A 22,407-nucleotide genomic window follows, 5' to 3' on the forward strand; every position below is an offset into this window, starting at 1 on the left:
TCTGTAGAAAAATGAATCCAAATTACAAGAATGAGTTTATTTTTTAACATTTTGGATTTACCCAAATATTACTCTGTTGAAAATTGATTTTCTAATAAATTCTCTTTAAAATCAGATTTAAATGTATAAGCAAACGTAAGCATCAAAGCGCGTGTATCTGATTTATTAGTTCGATTGTTGCTAAACAAAGCAGTATTGTTTTTGTATCCGCTTTCAAGCGTGTTAAACATATCGGTAACTACCAATCCTAAACGGGCATTTCCTTTTCCGAGTTTTTGCTGAAAACCCATATCGACATTATAAATCGGAATTCGTTTTCCTTGTGGAGTTGCTAATGCCGAGTTGTAGTTTCCTATAATTTGAAGTTTTCCGCCTTTCCAGGGAATAAAATTATTGATGATTTTTCCGTACCAGCAAAAAGCATTGCTCACCACATCCTGTGCTAAATTTGAAGCATTTATATTTTGCTGAAAAGCCGTTACACTAATATTGGCATCATAAAAACCAATTGGTTTTAGGCTGAAAATTGTTTCAAGACCATAAGTAATAGTACTTCCGATATTTTTTGGCATCAATAAAACTACACCATTGTCAAGTAATTCTGCATATTGTTTAATAGTATTGGTAGCATTTCTATAAAAAGCATTGGTAGAGAAGGAGTATTTTTTCCATTCTTTATTATAGCTCATTTCGGCAATATGAATAATTTCAGGTTTTAGATACGGATTTCCAGTATGCGGGTTCAAGGCATCTGTAATATCCACAAATGGGTTCAACTGGTCTAACTCCGGGCGATTGATACGTTTGCTATAGCCAATTTTAATGAAATCATCAGATTCTAAATTCAACTGTAAAGAAGCCGAAGGGAAAAGTTTCAAATAATCATTATTAAACTTGTCGCTGTTGTTTTGCGTTGCTCCATTGTTCGAAACATTTTCTGCACGTAATCCTAAATTGTATTTCCACTTTGGATTTTCGGGATCACCCATAAAAGAGTTTAACATTCCGTAAACCGCATTTATCTGCTCATTGTATTTAAAAGTATTGCTCGAAATTGGATTAACAACATACTCGCCATTAACCAAATCAGCGGTTTCAAAATCTGAATTAAAAAAGCGAAATGTTCCCTTGTAACCTGTTTCTACAATAGATTTTTCTGAAATAGGAAAGGCATAATTTACAATGGCGCTCGAGATGTTTTCGTTATCATAATTATGTGTGCGTTGTAATAAAATATCACCAATCTGTTCGTGATACTGATCGTAATTATAAGTATCAATGTTGGTGTTTTCCTTGTCTTTATTGAATGATGAGGTAATGCTTGCGGTTAAGCTTTTTCGATCATCAGAAAATTTTCGATCGTATGTAAAAGCCAATTCAGCCACTTTTGATCGTTCTAGTTCTAAAGAATGTCTCTTGTTGTCAGAGTAAAATTGGTTTGCACTCGTGTTTACCTGCGTATATAAGGTTTCATCATTATCCTGAGTTTCTAGATTCCCTAATGCTTCAAATGAAAAGTTATTGTTACTGTTTGGAGAAAAATCGATATTCAGTTTTAAATTCTGTAAACCTTCGGTGCGTTCGTCATTTCGTCTTTGATTAATGAAATGCTCATCATCAATAAAATAGTTTGTTCGCTCAGCATTTATTTTTTTAGTTCTACCGGCAAAACGGTTGTCATATCCCAAACCAAAATTCCATTTTCCAGTTTTGTGATTTAAAAGTACCGAACTGTTTATTCTGCCTTTTGCACCAAAACCGCCACCCAAAACCATGGCACCATTCATACCGCTTTGATTGTTTTTCTTCAATTTAATATTGATGATTCCGCTTTCTGCATTAGCATCGTATTTTGCCGTTGGATTGCTAATTATCTCAATATTTTCAATACTGCTTGCTGCAATTTGATCCATATTGGTAATTGCTGAGTTTTTTCCGTTAATTAAAATCATGGGCGATTTTCCTCTCAAGGTTATTCCGCCTTCAGCATCAACTGCTACAGTCGGAATACTTTTAAGCATATCAATTGCAGTTCCGCCAGATTGCGAAATATTCGAAACGGCACTAAAAATGAAACCTTCATCAGTTTTCTGAATTTGTTTTTTTGCCGAATTAACTACTACAGCATTTAATAAATGGGTATCATTTTGTAAAGTGATTATTCCAAGAGAAATAGGAGAACCGTCAAGAATTACTTTTTGAAAACTGGTTTTAAATCCAATTAGTTTGAATTGCAATTGATAGTTACCAGAAGGCACATTCTCTAAAGAAAAATTTCCGGAAACATCTGTCACTGCATAATTAGCCACTTTTGTAGAATCGTTTACGGCTTTTAAAATAACATCAACAAATTCTACAGGTAGCTTTCCGTCAGAAATACTTCCCTTTATAGAAGCCGATTTTTGACCAAAAGAAAATTGGCTTATTGTAAATAAGATAATTATGAGTACCAGGTTTTGTTTGCAATTTTTCATACGACAAAGATATTTATCCCAGTAAATACGCATGCCTAAACTGCCTTAAGATATTATTAAATTAGTCTTAGACGATATTTAATTTTTTATAGTGTTTTTTTAGAAGAATAAAAAAGGGTGTTTTTCCCCTATAATAAACAGGGAATTGCCTTATTGCCTTTTTGATCTGAATATTAATTTTACCGTATTGAAATACGTAAGCAGAAAATCAAATTTGCAGATATTATTTTAAATATAAAACTGATTTTTTAGTAAATAAGTAATTTGTAGAAACTAATATTCAGGTTGGCGGAGACGTTTTAGCGAAAATCGCCATAGACAGATGCAGAACCTTAGTGAGCCGTTGCGACTATTGGCTTAGACTTATTAGTTTGAATTGCAGGAGATGTATTGTTTAGCAATGTAATTGTGGAGACTCATTTTTTTTCGGGGGACAAAATACGAGCGCTTCAGGATTGCTTGCTTTAAATAGATCAAATGTAATAACAGGAGTTGTCTCGGCACTAAAAGGTTTAAAGAGAAAATGCCTCAGCATAGGGATAGCGCTGGGGTGTTTTTTTTATATAAAAGGTTGGTTTTTTTGCCACAAATTCCACGAATTTCCACGAATTATTTTTTTAAAATTGCAGAAATACGCGCAAACTAATTAGTGAAAATTAGTGGAATTTGTGGCAAAAAAAAAAGCGCTTGATAATTCAAGCGCTTTCTCAGTAATAAAATATATTTTTAGATTTTTTCAATCCATTTTCTTGCATTAACAAAAGCTTCATGCCAAGGCGAAACTTCGTCGTTTCTGTCTTTTGGATAATGAGCCCAGTTCCATTGGAAAGTTGAACGCTCAATATGCGGCATCATCACCAAATGTCTTCCGGTTTTATCACACATCATTGCAGTGTTATAATCAGATCCGTTAGGATTTGCAGGATAACCTTCGTAAGCATATTTAGAAACAATGTTATAGTTTTCTTCTGCAAGAGGCAAATTGAATTTTCCTTCTCCGTGAGAAACCCAAACTCCTAAAGTGCTTCCGGCTAAACTAGATAACATAACCGAATTATTTTCCTGAACTTTTACAGATGTAAAAATACTTTCGTGTTTGTGACTTTCGTTATGCAATAATTTTCCATGAACTTCATGCTCCGGATTAATAACTTCTAATTCCATAAACAATTGACAACCGTTACAGATTCCAACAGATAAAGTGTCTTCTCTTTTGAAGAATTTATCTAAAGCTGTTTTTGCTTTTTCGTTGTATAAGAAAGCTCCCGCCCAACCTTTGGCAGAACCTAAAACGTCTGAGTTAGAGAATCCTCCAACAGCACCAATAAACTGAATATCTTCAAGAGTTTCACGACCCGAAATTAAATCGGTCATGTGAACGTCTTTTACATCAAATCCAGCCAAGTACATTGCGTTTGCCATTTCACGCTCAGAATTACTTCCTTTTTCACGAATAATAGCAGCTTTTGGTCTTGGTTTTGAAGCATCGATTACTGGTTTTTTTCCTGTAAAGTGTGATGGGAAAGTATATTGTAAAACTTGATTTTTATAGTTTTCAAAACGTGCTTTAGCAGTTCCGTTTTTAGATTGTTTTTGATCTAATAAATAAGAAGTTTCAAACCAAATGTCTCTGTAAGTTGGAATGTCTAATTTATATTCTCCAAATTCTAAAGTTGCAGTACTTTTAACTGAACCAATTTTGAAGAATTCGATATTGTTAGCTTTCAATTTAACTTCAACAGCTGAATCTGCTTTTGCCTGGAAAACGATTCCGATGTTTTCAGCGAAAAGGATTTTCAAAAGGTCTTTTTCCGCGAAAGCGCTAAAATCAATTTTTGCTCCAAGATTAACATCAGCAAAACACAATTCTAATAAAGTAGTGATTAATCCACCGCTTCCGATATCGTGACCTGCAAGAATTTGGTTTTCACCGATTAATTCCTGAATAGTATTAAAAGCATTTTTGAAGAAAGAAGCATCTTTTATAGTAGAAGTTTCATTTCCGATTGTGTTTCTAATTTGTGCAAAAGACGAACCTCCTAATTTGAAATCATCCTGAGACAAATTGATATAATAAATTGAATCTCCGTTTTTCTGTAAAACAGGTTCAACTACTTTTCTAATATCTGTACAGTTTCCTCCAGCCGAAATAATAACCGTTCCCGGCGCAATTACTTCGTCGTTTGGATATTTTTGTTTCATCGAAAGTGAATCTTTTCCTGTTGGAATATTGATTCCCAATTCGATTGCAAATTCAGAACAGCCTTCAACAGCGGTGTATAAACGAGCATCTTCACCTTCGTTTTTACAAGCCCACATCCAGTTTGCAGATAATGAAATTCCTTTTAAACCATCTTTAATTGGCGCCCAAACAATGTTTGATAACGATTCTGCAATAGCATTTCTACTTCCTGCAACCGGATCAATCAAAGCCGAAATAGGAGCGTGCCCAATAGAAGTTGCGATTCCTTCTTTTCCTAAATAATCCAGAGCCATAACTCCAACATTATTTAAAGGTAATTGCAATGGACCTGCATTTTGTTGTTTCGCTACTTTTCCACCCACACAACGGTCAACTTTATTCGTTAACCAGTCTTTTGAGGCAACAGCTTCAAGACGTAAAACATCTTGTAAATATTTTTCGAAATCTGCCTTGTCATAAGAAACATCAGCATATTTTCTATCGATAGTTTTATCGGTCATAACTGTTTTAGGAGAACTTCCGAAGAAATCTTCTAAAGCATAATCCATCGGTTTTAAACCAGTAGATTTTGATTCGAAAGTAAAACGGTGATCTCCCGTTACATCTCCAACCTGATACATTGGCGAACGCTCTCTGTCAGCAATTCTTTGTAATGTATCAATATCTTTTTGACCAATAACCAATCCCATTCTTTCCTGAGATTCGTTACCAATAATTTCTTTTGCAGAAAGAGTAGGATCTCCAACCGGTAATTTATCCAAATCGATTAAACCTCCCGTTTCTTCCACCAATTCAGAAAGACAGTTTAAGTGTCCTCCAGCTCCGTGATCGTGAATAGAAACAATTGGGTTGTGATCGCTTTCTACCAAACCACGAATGGCATTGGCAGCACGTTTTTGCATTTCAGGATTAGAACGTTGGATCGCATTTAATTCAATTCCTGAACCAAAAGCTCCAGTATCTGCAGATGATACCGCAGCTCCACCCATTCCGATTCTATAATTTTCTCCACCAAGAATAACGATTTTATCGCCTTCTTGTGGTTTCTTTTTAATAGCCTGATCTAATTTTCCGTAACCAATTCCACCCGCTTGCATGATTACTTTATCGTAACCAATTTTACGGTCGTTTTCTGAATGTTCGAAAGTTAAAACTGAACCTGTGATTAACGGTTGACCGAATTTATTTCCAAAATCAGAAGCTCCATTTGAAGCTTTGATCAAAATATCCATTGGAGTTTGGTACAACCATTTTCTTTCTTCAACAGCATTTTCCCATTTTCTATCATTATTCAAACGTGAATATGAAGTCATGTAAACTGCAGTTCCTGCTAATGGCAATGAACCTTGACCACCTGCAAGACGGTCACGAATTTCTCCTCCTGATCCAGTTGCAGCTCCGTTGAAAGGCTCTACAGTTGTTGGGAAATTGTGTGTTTCTGCTTTTAAAGATAAAACCGAATCAAATTCTTTTATTTCGTAATAATCAGGTTTGTCAGCTGTTTTTGGTGCAAACTGCTGCACTTTTGGTCCTTTTACAAAAGCAACATTGTCTTTGTAAGCAGATACTATATCGTTAGGATTTTCCTGTGATGTTTTTTTGATTAATTTGAAAAGAGAAGTTTCTTTTTCTTCACCGTCAATAACAAATGTTCCGTTGAAAATTTTGTGACGACAGTGTTCTGAATTTGCCTGTGAGAAAGCAAAAATCTCAGAGTCAGTTAACTTTCTTCCTAGTTTTACAGCAAGATTATCTAAGTAATCTACTTCTTCCTGGCTTAAAGCCAAACCTTCAACTTTATTGTAAGTAGCAATATCATCGATTTCCAAAATTGGTTCCGGCTGAACGTTGATAGTAAAAATTTCCTGATCTAATTGAGGGAATTTTTGAAAAAGCATCGGATCAAAATCAGTAAAGTCTTCCGTTGCCGGATGAAATTCTTCAATTCTGATGATGCCCGGAATACCCATATTTTGAGTAATTTCTACAGCATTTGTACTCCAAGGCGTGATCATAGTGGCACGAGGACCAACAAAAAAATCCGACAAGGCGGATTTTTCGATCTTATTAGAGTTGGCAAAAAGCCAGTTTAGTTTTGAAATGTCTTGAGCCGAAATTTCGTTTTGCGTTTGTACTGCAAAAACAGTTTTGCTTTGGTTTTCAAAGAAATGGATCATTGTGATGTGTAGTTTGTTGTATTGAAGTGCAAATTTAGTTTAAATAAATAGTAAGCGCAAATTTGAAAACAAACTCTTTTGAAAAAGTTTTTGTTAAATCTCGCAAAGACGCGAAGTCGCAAAGTTTTTTTGTTTCACGCAGATTTGGCAGATTAAGCAGATTTAAATTGATTGGAATTTTATTTTAAATCTGCGTGAATTTTTTATTCAGTTCTTTATCTGCTTAATCTGCCAAATCTGCGAGAGAACTTATTTTAAAATTTTTGTAAAACAAAAAAAGCGGCAATATTGCCGCTTTTTAATGTAGTAAGCACTCGTTTTTAATTAGTTGATAATGATCTTTTTATTAAAAGTTTCAGAACCTTTATTAACACGAACAATGTAGATGCCTTTTGGCAAATTATTTATCGTAGATAATGAATCAGTGATATTTGATTTCTCAAATACTTTCTGACCTAATATTGAAATTATCTCGATAGAATAGGGTGCTTCTATAGTGTTAAAATATATGTTGAAGTTTCCGTTAGACGGATTTGGATATAAAATTATTCCTTTAAAATCAAGAGAAGTTTCTGTCGCTGTTTCAAGAGCTGTATCTCTCACTAGTTTCGCTCCTAAATTTGAACATGTATCTGCAGTGAATGAATCCCATTGAGATGCCAAATTAAAAGTTGTGCTTGGAGCAGTAACGGTCGATTTTCTTCTTAAAGTAACATCTATGGCAAAATTTGCAGTCCCGCCATTAAAAGTTCCGATGATATCTATAAGAACTCCGTTTTTGAATAAACCAACAGCATCATTTCCGTTAAAAGCTAATTCTGTAGCAGTTGTCGAAATGTTTGCTGAGCTTGTTGGATAACAGCTTGAAGCCATTAAACTATTTACAATCGTAAATTTACTTCCGCTAGCTAATGTTCCGCTCAAAGCTAAACCTGTGCTCCATGATCCGGCGCCATTCGTTTGTTTTTTTACGGTATAAGCAGATAAACTTACAGAAGCACCGGTGTTATTGGCAATTTCTAACGCTTTATTGTTTCCCGAACCTTCAATGTATTCAGAGAAAAGTAAGTCAGTTGCTGTTCCGCCAGTTCCACCACTACTATTAGTTGTAACCGCGATTGTGTTGCTTAATGCAGATGTATTTCCGGCAGCATCTTTGGCACTTACATTGATATTATAACTTGTAGAAGCTGTTAAACCAGTTACAGTTGCTGTTAAACCAGTTACTGTAGTTTTTAAAACACCATTTGAATATACATTATAACCTGTAACACCTATATTGTCTGTCGAAGCATTCCACGCAACTGTAATAGAAGTTGCTGTTTTTGTTGTAGAAGCTAAACTTGTTGGAGCAGTTGGAGCCTGAGTATCTGCAGAAGGATTCCAAATTTGATTTACATATTCAGGATGATCGATGTATGGATTTCTATTATTCTGACGGGCATAAATTGCATTGTTTCTTGCAATTTCTCTTGCGCTTACCGGATCTTGTGCGTTCCAGGCCAAAAGTATATTCAAGAATGCAGTTGTAAAAACTTTATTGCTGGATCCGTCAAACATTGCGTATGAATACCCTGCAACAGTGTTTTCATAACGAGTTGCAAAATAAAAATACATTCTGGCAATATCCCCTTTAAATTCGTTGATAGGTTCAAAAACAGTTCCTGAATATCCTGATGTTGAATTTGGGCCTAGTTTTCCTCCGTTTTGAGAAATATAAGTTGGCGTGCTTACTACTCCGTGCGGGTAATTAGAGCGTACTCCGTTTACTTTTCCGTCGGTTGGAGTAATAAAGTGAGCATCAGAAACCATCGGAGATTGCTCATTAAATACAGATTGCGGAATAATATGTTCTCTATTATAACAATCGCCTTCTACAGAATAACTTCCACATCTTTGCGTGGTTCCAGTACTATAATTATAAGGATCTGTTCCCGCTGGATTTTCTGAATACATGTCTAAAACAGTTCCATCATTTTCATAAAAATTATCAACATCAGAAGTTTGGTAAGTGGTGTATAAACCAGCATATCCATTGTCAGTATGACCTTTAATAATATTGTATAATTGTGTTTTTAAAGTGTAACCTGTTCCAGTTGCAGTACTGTAATAACCGGACGGAATTTGGGCAAAAGTTGCCGTAAAAACGAATAATAATAGAAAAGAGTAGAGTTTTTTCATAAAACGTAGGTTTAAGATTTGGGTTAATAATAAATTGATTTTTAGTGAGTTAATTTATTAATTGTAACAAATCTAGTATTTTTATGAATGTGTTGCGTTAAGGGAAGATTATTTTTAGATATATTTTCTTACGGTGGATTTTGGCTGCGAAGGCGCTAAGATGCAAGGTTTTTTTCTTGCCACGAAGTCGCTAAGACGCATAGTTTTATTTTGTTTTCTCATTTTATGTCATTTCTCCTTCGTCGAAATTGACAAACATTATGCTTAAAATAATAATTTTCAGAAAAAATCTTCGTGTCTTAGCGTCTTATTGGCAAAACAATTACTTAGGAAAAACAGCACTCTGATAAGCGCCCAAATCTGGTGGAGAGGTTCTTGTAGCTCCAATAATATCTAAAGAAATGATATACGTCTGATTTCCTTTCGCGAAAGCGGACGACGTATTATCGATATTGAATTTATTATTTGAGGCATCGTAAAACTTAGGATTTTCATTTAGAATAATCTGATTGTAATGAACAGGATCAGTTTTAAACTGATAATCAGGATTTGTTGAGGAACTGCTAAATTTTAATAGACAATTGTTTAATTGATATATAAATGGCGCATTGGTATTTTTGCTCAAATTAAATTCATTGGTATTTGAACCATAAATAATACAATTATTGAAAGTTGCCTGAGTCAACGGATTGGTTTCCGGAGTCGCACCGGCTAAACTATTGCTTAAATTCACAGCGAATTGTGAACTTGACCAATTGTTATTGAAAGTACAATGCGTAAAAAGATAGTTTCCACCGTAAACACAGGATAAACTTGCTAAACCTGTGTAATTAATTACAATGTTTTCACCATTAATTTTGGCATTTTGAGCTTGAATCCCATATTCGGCACAATTGTAAATCTGAGTATTTTTAATTTGAATTTTGGTATTGTCTTGACCTTTAATGTCTAAACCTGTAATGGCATTTTTTAAGGTCAGATGATTTATAGAATGATTGGTGCTTCCGTTTGATAGTATTACAGATTTCCATTGTCCGGGAATATCATCGTACAGCGATTCTAATCGATCACCTTCAAAAACAACTTCATTTTCTAGTTTTTCGGTTGTAGAAACAGTTCCGTTAATCTGTAACGAAGCTTTATTGTCGACATAAAGTCCTGAATGGGCATGAAAAAATACTCGTGCTCCGGCGTTAAAAGTCACAGTTTTGCTTTGCGGAACTCCTGCATAACCATAAATTATATACGGTTTTTTATTGGTAAAAATCAATTCATTTCCGTTAACAGGATCAGTTTCATTTAGATAAAAACCATCGACATCTTTACCTTCTATTTTAATTTTCTCTTTAGTTCCGTCAGCATTTTGTTTTGGATAAAGAAAAACGGCATCTTGTATTAGTGTTACCAATGCAACTTCCTGAAGATTTGCACCGCTGTCAAATTGAATTTCATCGGTATATAAAAAATCAGTTGGGTTAGCATCTGTAATATCGGCGGTGGTTTCTATAAAAATATACAAACTGTCTTTCGCTAAAAGCGTAACATTATTGAAGATTTTGCCATTGTTTCCGCTCATTCCGTCAACTGTCATTCGGTATTTTGAACTTAAACCTTTTTTGAACTGAACTGTCGGAATCGAAATATCGTTTTTGCTTCTGTTGTACACTTTAAGTTGGTACGTACTCGAACCAATATTTTTAAAAACAGTATCCAGATAAACGGTGTCTTTTGAAAACTTTAAATCTCCGGAACTGGCAACAGTATCAAAATCTGTTCGACAAGAACTGAGTGCTAAAAGTATACCGAAAATAAGGAGTGCAAAATAGTGACGCATTTAAAATCTTTTTCTGTAAAAATAGCAAAAAACTTACATGTTTGAAGATGATTTTAAATAATAGAAATGTATTTTCTAATTTGTATCTCATCTTTTCTTTAATTTTACGATTTTAAAGCCTATTTTAAATGAATTATACAAAAGAACAAATATTAGAGCGTTGCAATCAGTTTTCTAAAAACACTTTGATGGAAACGCTAAAAATTGAATATATAGATGCAGGCGAAGATTTTTTAACTGCCAGAATGCCTGTAAATCCAAGCGTTCATCAACCTTTAGGATTATTACACGGAGGCGCTTCAGTCGCTTTGGCTGAAAGTGTTGGAAGTGCAGCTTCATTCTTTTTTATCAATCCAAAAGAACAAGAAGTTCGTGGAATCGAAATCTCTGCAAATCACTTAAAAAGTATTCGCGAAGGATTTGTTTTTGGTACAGCGCGCATCATTCATAAAGGAAGAAGTATTCATCTTTGGGAAATTAAAATTACCGATGAAGCCGGAAACCTGATTTCGCTTTGCAAATTGACCAATATGGTTTTGGACAAAAAGAAAGAGTAGAAAATATGAATGACTTTTTCTCTACAATAAAAAAACATCAAGAGCAAAATTTACCTTTTGTAATCTATTCTAAACCTAATTCGTCAAGTATTTTTGCGTTTTTACAGCAAAATGATGCTTTATATACCGTTTCAGATTATAGCGAGAAAGGTTTTGTTTTTGCTTCTTTTGATGAAAAACAACTGATTTTAATTCCGGAAGCAGAATCTAAAATTATTAGTGCTGAACAAACTAAAATCGATTTTGATTTTAATGAAATGGACGATACTAATCTTGATTCAGAAGCCAAAAATCAATACGAAGATTTGGTTTCAAAAGGAATTGAAGCAATTAAAAACGACGAATTCAAAAAAGTGGTTCTTTCCAGAAGCGAGAAAATTGATTTAGCCAACTTTGATTTGAGTACCATTTTTCAGCGTTTGATTCATTTGTATCCAACGACTTTCTCCTATTGTTTTTTTCATCCTCAAATCGGGCTTTGGATGGGAGCAACGCCGGAGCAATTACTGAAAGCGAGTGGAAATGTTTTTGAAACAACCGCTTTAGCCGGAACGCAGAAAGCGACTTTGGAAACTGAAATTTCCTGGCAGCAAAAAGAGAAAGACGAACAACAATATGTTACTGATTTTATCGTAAAAAGATTGCGCGAAGTGGCTTCGTCTGTTGTGGTGACAGAACCGTACAGTATCAAAGCCGGATCAATCTGGCATATCAAAACAGATATTTCGGGAGTTTTAAACGATAATTCGACTTTAGAAGAAGTTATAGATACTTTGCATCCAACGCCGGCAGTTTGTGGCTTGCCAAAAAAGAAAGCAAAAGCGTTTATCATCGAAAACGAAAACTATGATCGAACTTTTTATACTGGTTTTCTAGGCGAATTAAACAGCAGTTTTGCTAATAAGACTGTTAGTTCTGATTTATTTGTAAATTTACGCAGCATGCAAATCCAGGATAATAAAGCAATATTATACATGGGCTGTGGTATTACAAAAGAAAGTATTCCTGAAAAAGAATGGGAGGAAAGCGTCAATAAATCGATGACAATGAAAAGAGTTTTGAATATAAAAAAGAGTAGCTGTTAAAAAGTTTCAGGTTTCAGGTTTCAAGTTGCACGTTCCGGATGTCAACTTGAAACCTGAAACAAAGAAAACCTGAAACATAAAATAAGATACAGTTTTTAGTCACAGTTTACAACTTGAAACCTGAAACAAAAAAAAACAAAAAGAAATGAAATTAGATATATTAGCCTTTGGTGCACATCCTGACGATGTAGAATTGGGTTGTGCCGGAACAATTTTAAAAGAAGTATCTCTTGGTAAAAAAGTGGGAATCGTAGATTTAACCCGTGGTGAATTAGGTACACGCGGAACGGCTGAGACCAGAGATGCTGAAGCAAAAGATGCAGCAAAAATATTAGGGGTTTTGGTTCGTGAAAATTTAGAGATGCGTGACGGTTTTTTTGTAAATGACGAAAAGCACCAATTAGAAGTTATTAAGATGATCCGTAAATACAAACCTGAGATTGTATTGTGTAACGCAATAGATGATCGCCATATTGATCACGGAAAAGGAAGCAAATTAGTTTCTGATGCTTGCTTTTTATCTGGATTGATAAAAATCGAAACTTCGATCGACGGAGAGAACCAGGAAGCATGGAGACCAAAGGTGGTTTATCATTATATCCAATGGAAAAACATCCAACCGGACTTTGTAGTTGATATTACAGGTTTCGAAAAAAAGAAGATTGAAGCTGTTTCGGCGTACAAAACGCAATTTTATGATCCAAATTCTAAAGAACCTGCTACGCCAATAACAAGTAAAAACTTCTTTGAAAGTCTAAATTATCGCGCGCAGGACTTAGGAAGGCTCGTTGGAAAAGATTTTGCAGAAGGTTTTACTGTTGAAAGGTGTTTGGCAGTCAATAGCTTAGAAAATTTGATATAATTTTGATGTAAATTTTTCATTTTTTTCTTTGGAGAAGTAAACCTTTATTGTATATTTGCAACCGCAAAGAAAAATGGTGGTTGTAGCTCAGCTGGTTAGAGTATTGGTTTGTGGTGCCGAGGGTCGCCGGTTCGAACCCGGTCAGCCACCCAGAAATTTAAAGCCTTGAAGAAATTCAAGGCTTTTTTTGTGCCTATAATTTAAATTCCAATTTTTTTAAAAATTGCTTCGCCTGTTCGCTATCGCTGGGGTCCAAATTCCAAGATGGTGAATATTACAGTAACTAAGATTTTGGAATTTGGGATTTAATTTTTGGGATTTATTTTTTATTTTTTACAAAAAAAAAGTACAACGCTTAAGTCATGATTTATTGGTTATTACGGTTTTATTTGTAAACCATTTTACTTCATCAAAAGCATTTTCTTACTTGATATCTCCGGTTTTGAACCCTTTTTTCTTTGTAGAAGTAAACCTTTGTTGTATATTTGCAACCGCAAAGAAAAATGGTGGTTGTAGCTCAGCTGGTTAGAGTATTGGTTTGTGGTGCCGAGGGTCGCCGGTTCGAACCCGGTCAGCCACCCAGAAATTTAAAGCCTTGAAGAAATTCAAGGCTTTTTTTGTGCCTATAATTTAAATTCCAATTTTTTTTTTAAATTCCAAATTCCAATTGACAAAAATGATGCTGTAACAGAAATAATAAACAAGACAAAAAAGCAAGACAACTAAGAGTTTGGAATTTGAAATTTAATTTTTGGATTTTTTTGTTTTCTAAAACAAAAAAGCATGACGATTAAGTCATGCTCATTTGGTTATTATAGTTTGGTTTATGAATTATCTTATTTCTGCAAAAGTATCTCCTTGTTTGATATCTCCGGTTTTGAAACCTTTTTTAAACCAGTACATTCTTTGTTCTGATGTTCCGTGTGTAAAGGAGTCCGGAACAATATGACCTTGCATTTTACTCTGAATAGCATCATCACCAACGGCGTTTGCAGCACTCAAAGCTTCGTCAATATCACCAACATCTAAATTCTTCTCATTATAGTGTGACCAAACTCCGGCATAAAAATCGGCTTGTAGTTCTAATGCAACCGAAAGTTTATTAGCTTCGGCTTCACTTTTTCCTTCTTGTGCCTGACGCATTTTGGCTGAGGTTCCCAATAAGGTTTGTATGTGATGGCCAATTTCGTGCGCAATAACGTACGCAATTGCAAAGTCGCCACCCTTGGCACCAAATTTAGTTTTTAGTTCCTCAAAGAAGCCTAAATCCATATATACCTTTTGATCTCCCGGGCAATAAAATGGCCCGGACGCAGATGATGCGCCACCACAAGCAGTATTAACAGAGCCTCTAAAAAGTACTAATTTTGGATTTTTGTACGTCATACCGTTTTCGGCAAATATTTTGCCCCAAATGTCTTCGTTATCGGCCAGGATAACTTTGACAAATTGCCCCATTTCTTCATCTTCTTTACTTAGCGGAGCCGCTGCTTCAGTTTGCGTTTGTTGTCCGCCTTGCATTTGCTCTAAAACAGGTGTTATAAGCTGCGCATTTTCGCCTCCGAAAATATTTACCAATAAAATGATAATACCAATGATACCGCCACCAACGGCTACTTTTCCGCCGGAGATTGATCTTCTGTCTTCAACATTATCACTTTGTCTTCTGCCTATCCATTTCATAATTATGATTGTATTAAAATTTATTGTAGGGTAAGTCTTTACGAATTTATATTTTTTTTTGGAATTAGAGACTAGTTTGATTCATTTAGTTTTAATTTATTTTAACCATTTTGTCAAAGCTTCTTCTACAGTTCCTTTCATGATTGGTTTGGAAATATAATCGTTCATTCCGGCAGAGATGCATTTATTTCTTTCCTCTTTTTCAGCGCCGGCAGTTACTGCAATTATAGGAACATTGCGGCCAATAACAGTATTTCTGATTGCTTTTGTGGTTTCGTAACCATTCATTATTGGCATTTGAATGTCCATAAAAACCAAATTTGGATTGATGCTTTCAAATTGCTGTGCGGCTTCATATCCATTTTCGCATTCGTAAATAAAGGCGTTATTGTATAGGTTTTTAATTATAGTTTTTAACAGCATCATATTGACTTTGTTATCTTCTACGATTAAAAAAGTTAGGTTTTTGCTGTTTAATTCGTTGATGCAGTCTGATTCTGAATTTATATTATTGAGTTCCGAATTATATTTTTCATTAATGCTTTGATTGCTCGTTTTTAGGTTAAGATCAAAATAGAAATTACTTCCAACATCTATTTTACTTTCCACTTGTAGTCGGCTTTCCATAAGAGCCAATAGTTGGTTTGAAATGGTTAATCCCAAACCGGTTCCTCCAAATTTTCTCGTTGTAGAACTATCTTCTTGCGAAAAAGCCTTAAAAATTTTCTTTTGATTTTTTTCCAAAATTCCAATTCCCGTGTCTGTTACGGAGAATCGAATCACGCAATTATTGTTTTTGTATCTTTCTAAAACCGAAACATTTAGTTTTATAGAGCCTTCATTGGTGAATTTTACAGCGTTTGAAAGCAAATTGATCAGGATTTGCTTGATTCTGACAATATCTGTCCAAATGTATTTAGGAACATCAGGATCTACATTTAGTTCTAATTCAAGATTTTTTTGATTTGATTCATAAATAATCAAATCAAAAACCTGACCGAGCACTTTTTTAATGTCGTACAAATCGATGAAAAGTTCCAATTTTCCGGCTTCAATTTTAGAAAAATCAAGAATATCATTGATAATCTCCAACAAAGAATGTGCTGATTGATTAATTGTGGTCATGTATTTTTCCTGAATTTCTTCAAGATCAGTTTTCATTAATAAATGCGTAAAACCTATAATGCCATTTAAAGGTGTTCTGATTTCATGCGACATATTAGCCAGAAAATCTGATTTAGATTTATTAGCAGCTTCTGCCAATTGTTTGGCTTTTATAGCGTCTTCGGTTTCTTTTTTGTTTGTAATGTCAAAATAAATTCCGCCTATAAATTCAATTTCATCTCCTTTTTTGATCACATCGCCAAATTCTTCAACCCAGATGTATTCTCCTGTTTTTCGCTGAATCTGATAAATGTTGTGCAGTGGTTTTCCGCTTTGTAAATTATCAATCTGACTGTTCATTACTTCCTCCTTATAATCGGGATGAATAAGGGATAAAAAGGATAAATTATTCTCAGTAAATTCGGATTTTGAATAACCGGTTAAGTTTAAAATTTCGTCGCTCAGGAATATTTTAGTCAGGAAAGCGTCAAATTTTGACAAATAAACGGTTCCCGGAATATTGTTGGCGATTAATTTGAACTTCTCTTCACTTTCGAGAATTTTATTTTCATTTCGATTTCGCTCCAAGGCAGATGAAATATTGTTGGCTAGAACCTGAAAAATATAAATCTCTTCTTCAGACCATTTTTTTTCATTGCTACAATCATCAAAACCTATAAATCCTGTAAAAATATCGTTGATGTAGATAGGTAAAATCAAAATTGATTTGATTTCATTATCAATTAATAGTTGTTTAAAAAAGGTGTCATCAAGCTTTCGCGTAAGCGTATTAAGTATTTTTTTGTTTTTGGCAGCATCATAAATTTCTTTTAAATTATCCTCTGTAAGCTGTCTTAATTTTGTAATTTGATGTGTGACTCCTTTTTTAGACCACTTGTATTTTTGACTGACGGTATTAGTTGTGAAGTCTCTTTCGTAGTAATACATGTGGTCTACCTTGGCGGCTTTTCCAATTAAATCATACGTTTCCTGAAACATTTCCTGAGTAGTTTTACTCAATAAAAATTTCTCTGTACAAAGAGAAAGCGCATAAAGCAATTGACTTTTAAATTCTAATTTACGCTCGGCTTCCAAACGCATTTGCGATGAAATGGCCAGCGAAATTACATCAGAAATCGTTCTGGCATAATTGATATCTTCATTATCCCATTCTCTTTGTTCCTGGGTGCTTTCAAAACAAACAACACCTGCTAATTGTCCGCTTAAAAATATGGGGACATCAAGCATTGACTTAATGTGGTTTTTAGTGAAATAAAGTTTTTGAAATTCAGAAGTTTCCAGTTTATTAAAAACATCCGGAGCATTAATAATTGCTTTATTTTTTAGCGTTTCAAAATAAATGGGATAAGATTCTTTGTCTAATATGTTTTTGTCATTTAAACCTTGATTGTCAACGCTAAATATGTTTTTGCAACGAATTAAATCTTTATAATATTTCCAGAAACTTACCCGATTTGTTTTGCTTACTGTAGCAGCTTCTTTTACAATATAATCGATAACCGTGTTTAGATCATTGTATTTGCTAAAATCGGTTGTAGAGAGTTTTTTTGTCGAATTGTTGTAAGCTTCAATTTTTTCGAGACGTCTTTTTTTCTCGTTTTCGATGTTTTTAATTTCCGTAATATCTCTCGCGATACCAGCAAAACCAATTGTCTCGCCCAGATCATTTTTGCGGACAATAATTTTTTGCGAAATCCAGACTTCTAATCCGTTTTTTTTAATGACCGGAATTTCTATTGTTGGGAAATTATTTTCGTTGATTACCAGATTTTCATAAAAGTCTACAGCGCCTCTGATGTAATGTTCGTGAATGAAATTAGAATAATGTTTGGATATAATTTCACTCTCAGAATAACCTAAAATTGAAAATCCAAACTCATTTATAAAAGTGAAATATCCGGCAGCGTTTATTTCGAAAATAATATCAGTAGCCGTTTGAATTAGATTTTTGTATTGATCCTGAACATTAATTTGTTCTGTAACATCCTGACCAATACTGATAATTAAGTCGTCAGAGAATTTTTTATCTTTCCATTGAATGTATTTGAACTCTCCGTTTTTACTCTTTAATTTTCGAATGTAAAGTTTGTTTTCTTCATAATTTACGGGGAAATTATTTTGGATGTATCCTTCATCTTTTGTGAGTTTCCAGAAATCAAAACCCATCACTTCGTCTGGGGAATAGCCTAAAATTGAGCTTACTGTTTCACTGCAAAATAATATCGCTCCTTTTTGATTTGTAGCAATAGTGAGTGAATTTCCCTTATGAACAATTTCGTTTGCAAATCTAAAATTGTCACGATTGTTTAATAAAACGGCATATTTAACCTGATTGATAATGAAAATCAGAATACAAAAATTGATTAATAATACAGAAGATTTTACCGGTATTAAATGAAAAATAACTGTTATAAGGAGAAAAGTAAAGACGAGAGCAACGAAAAACCAATATATTTTTATTGGTTTCAGAATGTTGTAAGAGAAGAAAAATGAGATTAAAAAAACAATAATTGGGACAACGTCATTTGAAAGCTGGACAATGTTAAAGCAAACATAAGAAATGTAAATAAAGAAGCAGCCTATAAATATTTGCTGAATTTTATCTCTAAGCCATTTGATCTTGTCTGTTATTAAATAAATAAGGAGTACAAAAAAACCAATTGAAACATTGATGATTAGCAGGCTTTTGGGTCTGATTTTGAAGATTTCATTGATAATTTCGATTACAATAACCGCAATACCAAAGAACAAAATATACAATTGATATTCTTTACTGGCTGTTTCGGCTTCTTTCTTTTTTTCGATAAAATAACCAATTCGGGCTTTTATTCTAAAAAACTGATAAATCAACAGTGCCAGGAAAGCAAATAGGGATAATCCTAAAATAATGAGTTTAGGATTGTTGTAAAAAATAATGTCAGAGTTGAAAACATACCAGTTTGTAATAATTGATTTCAGGAAATTGCCAATAATAGCAATTCCTGAAATCAATGAATTGAAAAAACTATAGTTAACTACCATAGCATTTGGGGGTATGTTGGTTTAGTAAAATTGCATTTTTTGAAAGTTCTAAAAAAGAGTAGGTTAGGCTCTTTTTTTATTTAGAAATTTCGGTTTTATTCTAAATCCGATTGTCCAATTGAATCAATTACATCTTTCTCTTCTTCCTCAGTAAAAATGGAGAAATAAGTAGCATAAGTTACTGAACTATTAAAAACAACTGTAAAAATTATTCCGATACAACATCCGAAAAGACCAATAACAGAACCGATGAAACCAGTAACAAATAACAAGAAGATTAGTAACGGACTTTTGCCTACTATGATCAGACTTGATTTTATGGCGTCTATTGCATTTAGTTTTCCAAAAACTACTAATGGAACGGCGAAAAACGTAAAAAAGGATATAAAAATTGAAATTGTATTTCCTAAAAGAATGATTCCAAAGCTCTCAATAACAGCTGAAATCGCATTGCTTACTAGCGCAAGAATTAAAGCCATTGTAAACAACTGAGCAAAATAAGGTGCTTTGTAATATGTAAAAATGGTCGAGACATTAAACTCTTCATCTTTATCAGCGCAATCTGCCATTTTAAGAAATCCTGCTCCAAAAGGGGCTAATAAAGCAGCAAATGCTGAAATAGCAGCTATAGAAAGAAACTGCTCCAGATAAGAAAGTTTTTGGTTCTCTATATTTTGAATAAAATCCTTAGTCAAAACTTGTACACCATAATAGGTAACCGCTAATCCCATGACAAGGGCAGCAATAATTACTGAAAAAACCAATATGATAAGCCCGGAATAAAGTGCTATTTTTTTGTAGTTTTCGAAAGCGTAATTAAAAGTGGATCCAAAATCTATGGTATATCCATTTTTTTTGATGTCTTCAATTTGGTCAAGTGTAGATTTCATTCTAAGTAAAATTGTTTATATGCTTGTAATTTAAGCTGTTTAATGTGACGTAAATATAATATTTTTAATCAATTTCTTATGAAAATCTACAAAACATTACGAAATCGTTTTTTATTACTTACATCCAGTCTAATAGACGTTTAATAGAAGCTAATTTGTCTTTGTAAGGAGCATATCGCATTGGTAAATCAAGCCAGTTTCCTTTTCTAACAACAGCTTTATGGTGCGAAAAAGTATCAAAACTTAATTGACCGTGATAAGCGCCAATTCCGCTATGACCAACACCTCCAAAAGGAAGTCTTTTATTCGAAAAATGAATAACAGTGTCATTGATACAACCGCCGCCAAAAGAATAAGTGGTAATTAGTTTTTTTGCAAATGATTTATTTTCGCTAAAAACATAAAAAGCCAATGGTTTTTCATAACGGTTAATTACATTTTGAATCTCGGCTTGGGTTTCGTACGTTAGAATTGGTAAAATTGGTCCAAATATTTCTTCTTTCATCACCGGACTGTCTAAGGCTGGATCTTCAATTATTGTTGGAGAAATGTACAGTTTGCTGGCATCGGTTTCTCCTCCAAAAACTACTTTTTCTCTTTCGATCATACTATCGAGACGAACCCAGTTTTTAGTATTGATAATACGGGCAAAATCTGGAGATTTTTCCATTTTTTTGCCGTAAGCTTTTATGATTTCTTCCATTAAGAAAGAAAGAAAATTGACCTTCATGTTTTTCTGAACCAAAATATAGTCCGGTGCAATGCAGGTTTGTCCGGCATTTATAAATTTTCCCCAGACAATTCGTTTTGCGGCTAATCTTAAATTGGCAGTTTCATCAATAATACAAGGATTTTTCCCGCCCAATTCTAGTGTTACCGGAGTTAGATTCTCGGCAGCGGCTTTGGCAATAATTTTACCAACAGAAACACTTCCTGTAAAGAAAATATAATCCCAGCGTTTGGCCAGTAATTTGTTTGAAACTTCAACACCGCCTTCAAAAACTTCAACATGATTGATGTGAAATGTTTTTTCGATAATTTTTGCAATTACTGATGAGGTATTCGGAGTAAGTTCGGAAGGTTTTAAAACAACTCTGTTTCCTGCAGCCACGGCAGAAATCAAAGGGCATAAAGCCAATTGAAAAGGGTAATTCCAGGGAGCGATAATCAGGACATTTCCGTAAGGCTCTTTAAAAATATAATCTGTAGAAGGAAAATTAAGAATTGACGGTAAAACACGTTTTGGCTTTGCCCACTTGTGAATATTTTTGATTGTGTCTTTAAGTTCCGAAATGACATAATTCGTCTCGGTTAAAACAGCTTCAAATTCGGGCTTTTTAAAATCATCGTATAAAGCTTTTACAATTAAATCTTCGCTTTTTTGAATGTTATACAACAATTTTTTGAGCGTTTCTTTTCTGTATCCGATGTCGTTTTTATAGTCCATTTTTATGATTACCTTGATTTTTGACTATGCAAGTTAATCGATAAAAATTAAAAAATTAACAATTGTATCATAAAAATCATAGCGCATTCCAAATTGTTTCATCCGGGGTTGGCGCAATGATTGTAATGTTTTCTTTAGAAACAGGATGCACAAAAACTAATTTTCTGGCATGAAGATGAATTCCGCCATCAGGATTGCTTCGGTCAAAACCATATTTTAAATCTCCTTTAATTGGAGATCCAATTGCAGCCAATTGTGCCCTAATTTGGTGATGGCGACCGGTATGCAAATTGATTTCTAATGCCACATAATTTTGAAGTTCTTTGAAAACAGTATAATCTAAACTGGCAATTTTACTATCGGGAACTTCTTTTAAATGTGCTTTTGAAGTATTGTTTTTTTCGTTTCTTTTAAGATAATGAACCAATTTGGCAGTTGTTTCCTGAGGTTTATTCTTCACAACTGCCCAATAGGTTTTTTGAGTTTCACGATTACTGAACATTTCGTTCATACGTGTTAATGCTTTACTGGTTCTGGCAAAAACAACAATTCCGGTTGTAGGTCTGTCTAAACGATGAATCACACCCAGAAAAACATCACCAGGTTTATTGTATTTATCTTTAATGTATTCTTTTACAACATCTGACAAAGGTTTGTCTCCGGTTTTATCACCTTGCACAATATCGCCTACGCGTTTGTTAACCACAATAATATGGTTGTCTTCGTGCAAAACTTGTAAGTTTCCCTTATTGGAGATGATTTTCATTTATTAGATTTGTGTGGTAATTTAGATCAAAAGAAATTTGGCTAAAGCCTTTTGGTGAACTTAAAATATTCTATTCAATTTTTTTTTTTTAAACTTTGGACC

The 22,407-nt window shown here is 33.9% G+C and carries 12 protein-coding genes and 2 tRNA genes; 5 read left to right on the forward strand and 9 right to left on the reverse strand.

The features are described 5' to 3' along the window. Positions 1 to 68 precede the first annotated feature (68 nt). The 4 genes from LPB88_RS17455 to LPB88_RS17470 form a co-directional block, all read right to left on the reverse strand. Positions 69 to 2,474 (reverse strand): TonB-dependent receptor domain-containing protein, encoded by a 2,406-nt coding sequence (locus LPB88_RS17455; RefSeq protein ID WP_230716930.1) that lies wholly within the window; start codon positions 2,472 to 2,474, stop codon positions 69 to 71. 726 nt (positions 2,475 to 3,200) lie between these two features. Next, positions 3,201 to 6,854 carry a phosphoribosylformylglycinamidine synthase gene (gene purL / locus LPB88_RS17460; RefSeq protein ID WP_230716931.1) on the reverse strand — a complete coding sequence of 1,218 codons (3,654 nt, stop codon included), beginning with the start codon at positions 6,852 to 6,854 and terminating at the stop codon, positions 3,201 to 3,203. Between the two features lie 324 nt (positions 6,855 to 7,178). Further along, the gene (locus LPB88_RS17465) at positions 7,179 to 9,035 is read right to left on the reverse strand and encodes an endonuclease (protein WP_230716932.1); all 1,857 of its coding nucleotides are present in this window, start codon (positions 9,033 to 9,035) and stop codon (positions 7,179 to 7,181) included. Between the two features lie 322 nt (positions 9,036 to 9,357). Then, positions 9,358 to 10,869, reverse strand: coding sequence for a hypothetical protein (locus LPB88_RS17470; RefSeq protein ID WP_230716933.1), 1,512 nt, complete (start codon positions 10,867 to 10,869; stop codon positions 9,358 to 9,360). A gap of 128 nt (positions 10,870 to 10,997) precedes the next feature. Here LPB88_RS17470 and LPB88_RS17475 point away from each other — a divergent pair, with 128 nt between their 5' ends. From LPB88_RS17475 to LPB88_RS17495, 5 genes are all read left to right on the forward strand, one after another. Further along, entirely contained in the window at positions 10,998 to 11,426 is a 429-nt protein-coding gene (locus tag LPB88_RS17475; RefSeq protein WP_089352477.1) for a PaaI family thioesterase, read from the forward strand. Positions 11,427 to 11,431: 5 nt separating this feature from the next. Next, the gene (locus LPB88_RS17480; RefSeq protein ID WP_230717040.1) at positions 11,432 to 12,511 is read left to right on the forward strand and encodes a chorismate-binding protein; all 1,080 of its coding nucleotides are present in this window, start codon (positions 11,432 to 11,434) and stop codon (positions 12,509 to 12,511) included. 145 nt (positions 12,512 to 12,656) lie between these two features. Further along, positions 12,657 to 13,373, forward strand: coding sequence for a bacillithiol biosynthesis deacetylase BshB1 (bshB1, locus tag LPB88_RS17485; RefSeq protein WP_230716934.1), 717 nt, complete (start codon positions 12,657 to 12,659; stop codon positions 13,371 to 13,373). A gap of 76 nt (positions 13,374 to 13,449) precedes the next feature. Then, positions 13,450 to 13,523 (forward strand) — tRNA-His (locus LPB88_RS17490). Positions 13,524 to 13,879: 356 nt separating this feature from the next. Further along, positions 13,880 to 13,953: transfer RNA gene (locus LPB88_RS17495), tRNA-His, on the forward strand. 251 nt (positions 13,954 to 14,204) lie between these two features. Here LPB88_RS17495 and LPB88_RS17500 read toward each other — a convergent pair. The 5 genes from LPB88_RS17500 to LPB88_RS17520 form a co-directional block, all read right to left on the reverse strand. After that, the gene (locus tag LPB88_RS17500) at positions 14,205 to 15,056 is read right to left on the reverse strand and encodes a neutral zinc metallopeptidase (protein ID WP_230716935.1); all 852 of its coding nucleotides are present in this window, start codon (positions 15,054 to 15,056) and stop codon (positions 14,205 to 14,207) included. 96 nt (positions 15,057 to 15,152) lie between these two features. Then, positions 15,153 to 19,202, reverse strand: coding sequence for a PAS domain S-box protein (locus LPB88_RS17505; RefSeq protein WP_230716936.1), 4,050 nt, complete (start codon positions 19,200 to 19,202; stop codon positions 15,153 to 15,155). A 95-nt stretch (positions 19,203 to 19,297) separates the two neighbouring features. Continuing rightward, positions 19,298 to 20,092, reverse strand: a complete 795-nt coding sequence (locus LPB88_RS17510; protein ID WP_230716937.1) for a hypothetical protein — start codon at positions 20,090 to 20,092, stop codon at positions 19,298 to 19,300. A gap of 118 nt (positions 20,093 to 20,210) precedes the next feature. Further along, positions 20,211 to 21,539, reverse strand: a complete 1,329-nt coding sequence (locus LPB88_RS17515) for an aldehyde dehydrogenase (RefSeq protein WP_230716938.1) — start codon at positions 21,537 to 21,539, stop codon at positions 20,211 to 20,213. Between the two features lie 76 nt (positions 21,540 to 21,615). Further along, positions 21,616 to 22,305: an RluA family pseudouridine synthase gene (locus LPB88_RS17520; protein WP_230716939.1), complete on the reverse strand. Its 690-nt coding sequence runs from the start codon at positions 22,303 to 22,305 to the stop codon at positions 21,616 to 21,618. Positions 22,306 to 22,407 lie beyond the last annotated feature (102 nt).

The organism is Flavobacterium sp. JAS (assembly GCF_020991455.1).
In the GTDB taxonomy this organism is placed as follows: Bacteria; Bacteroidota; Bacteroidia; order Flavobacteriales; family Flavobacteriaceae; genus Flavobacterium.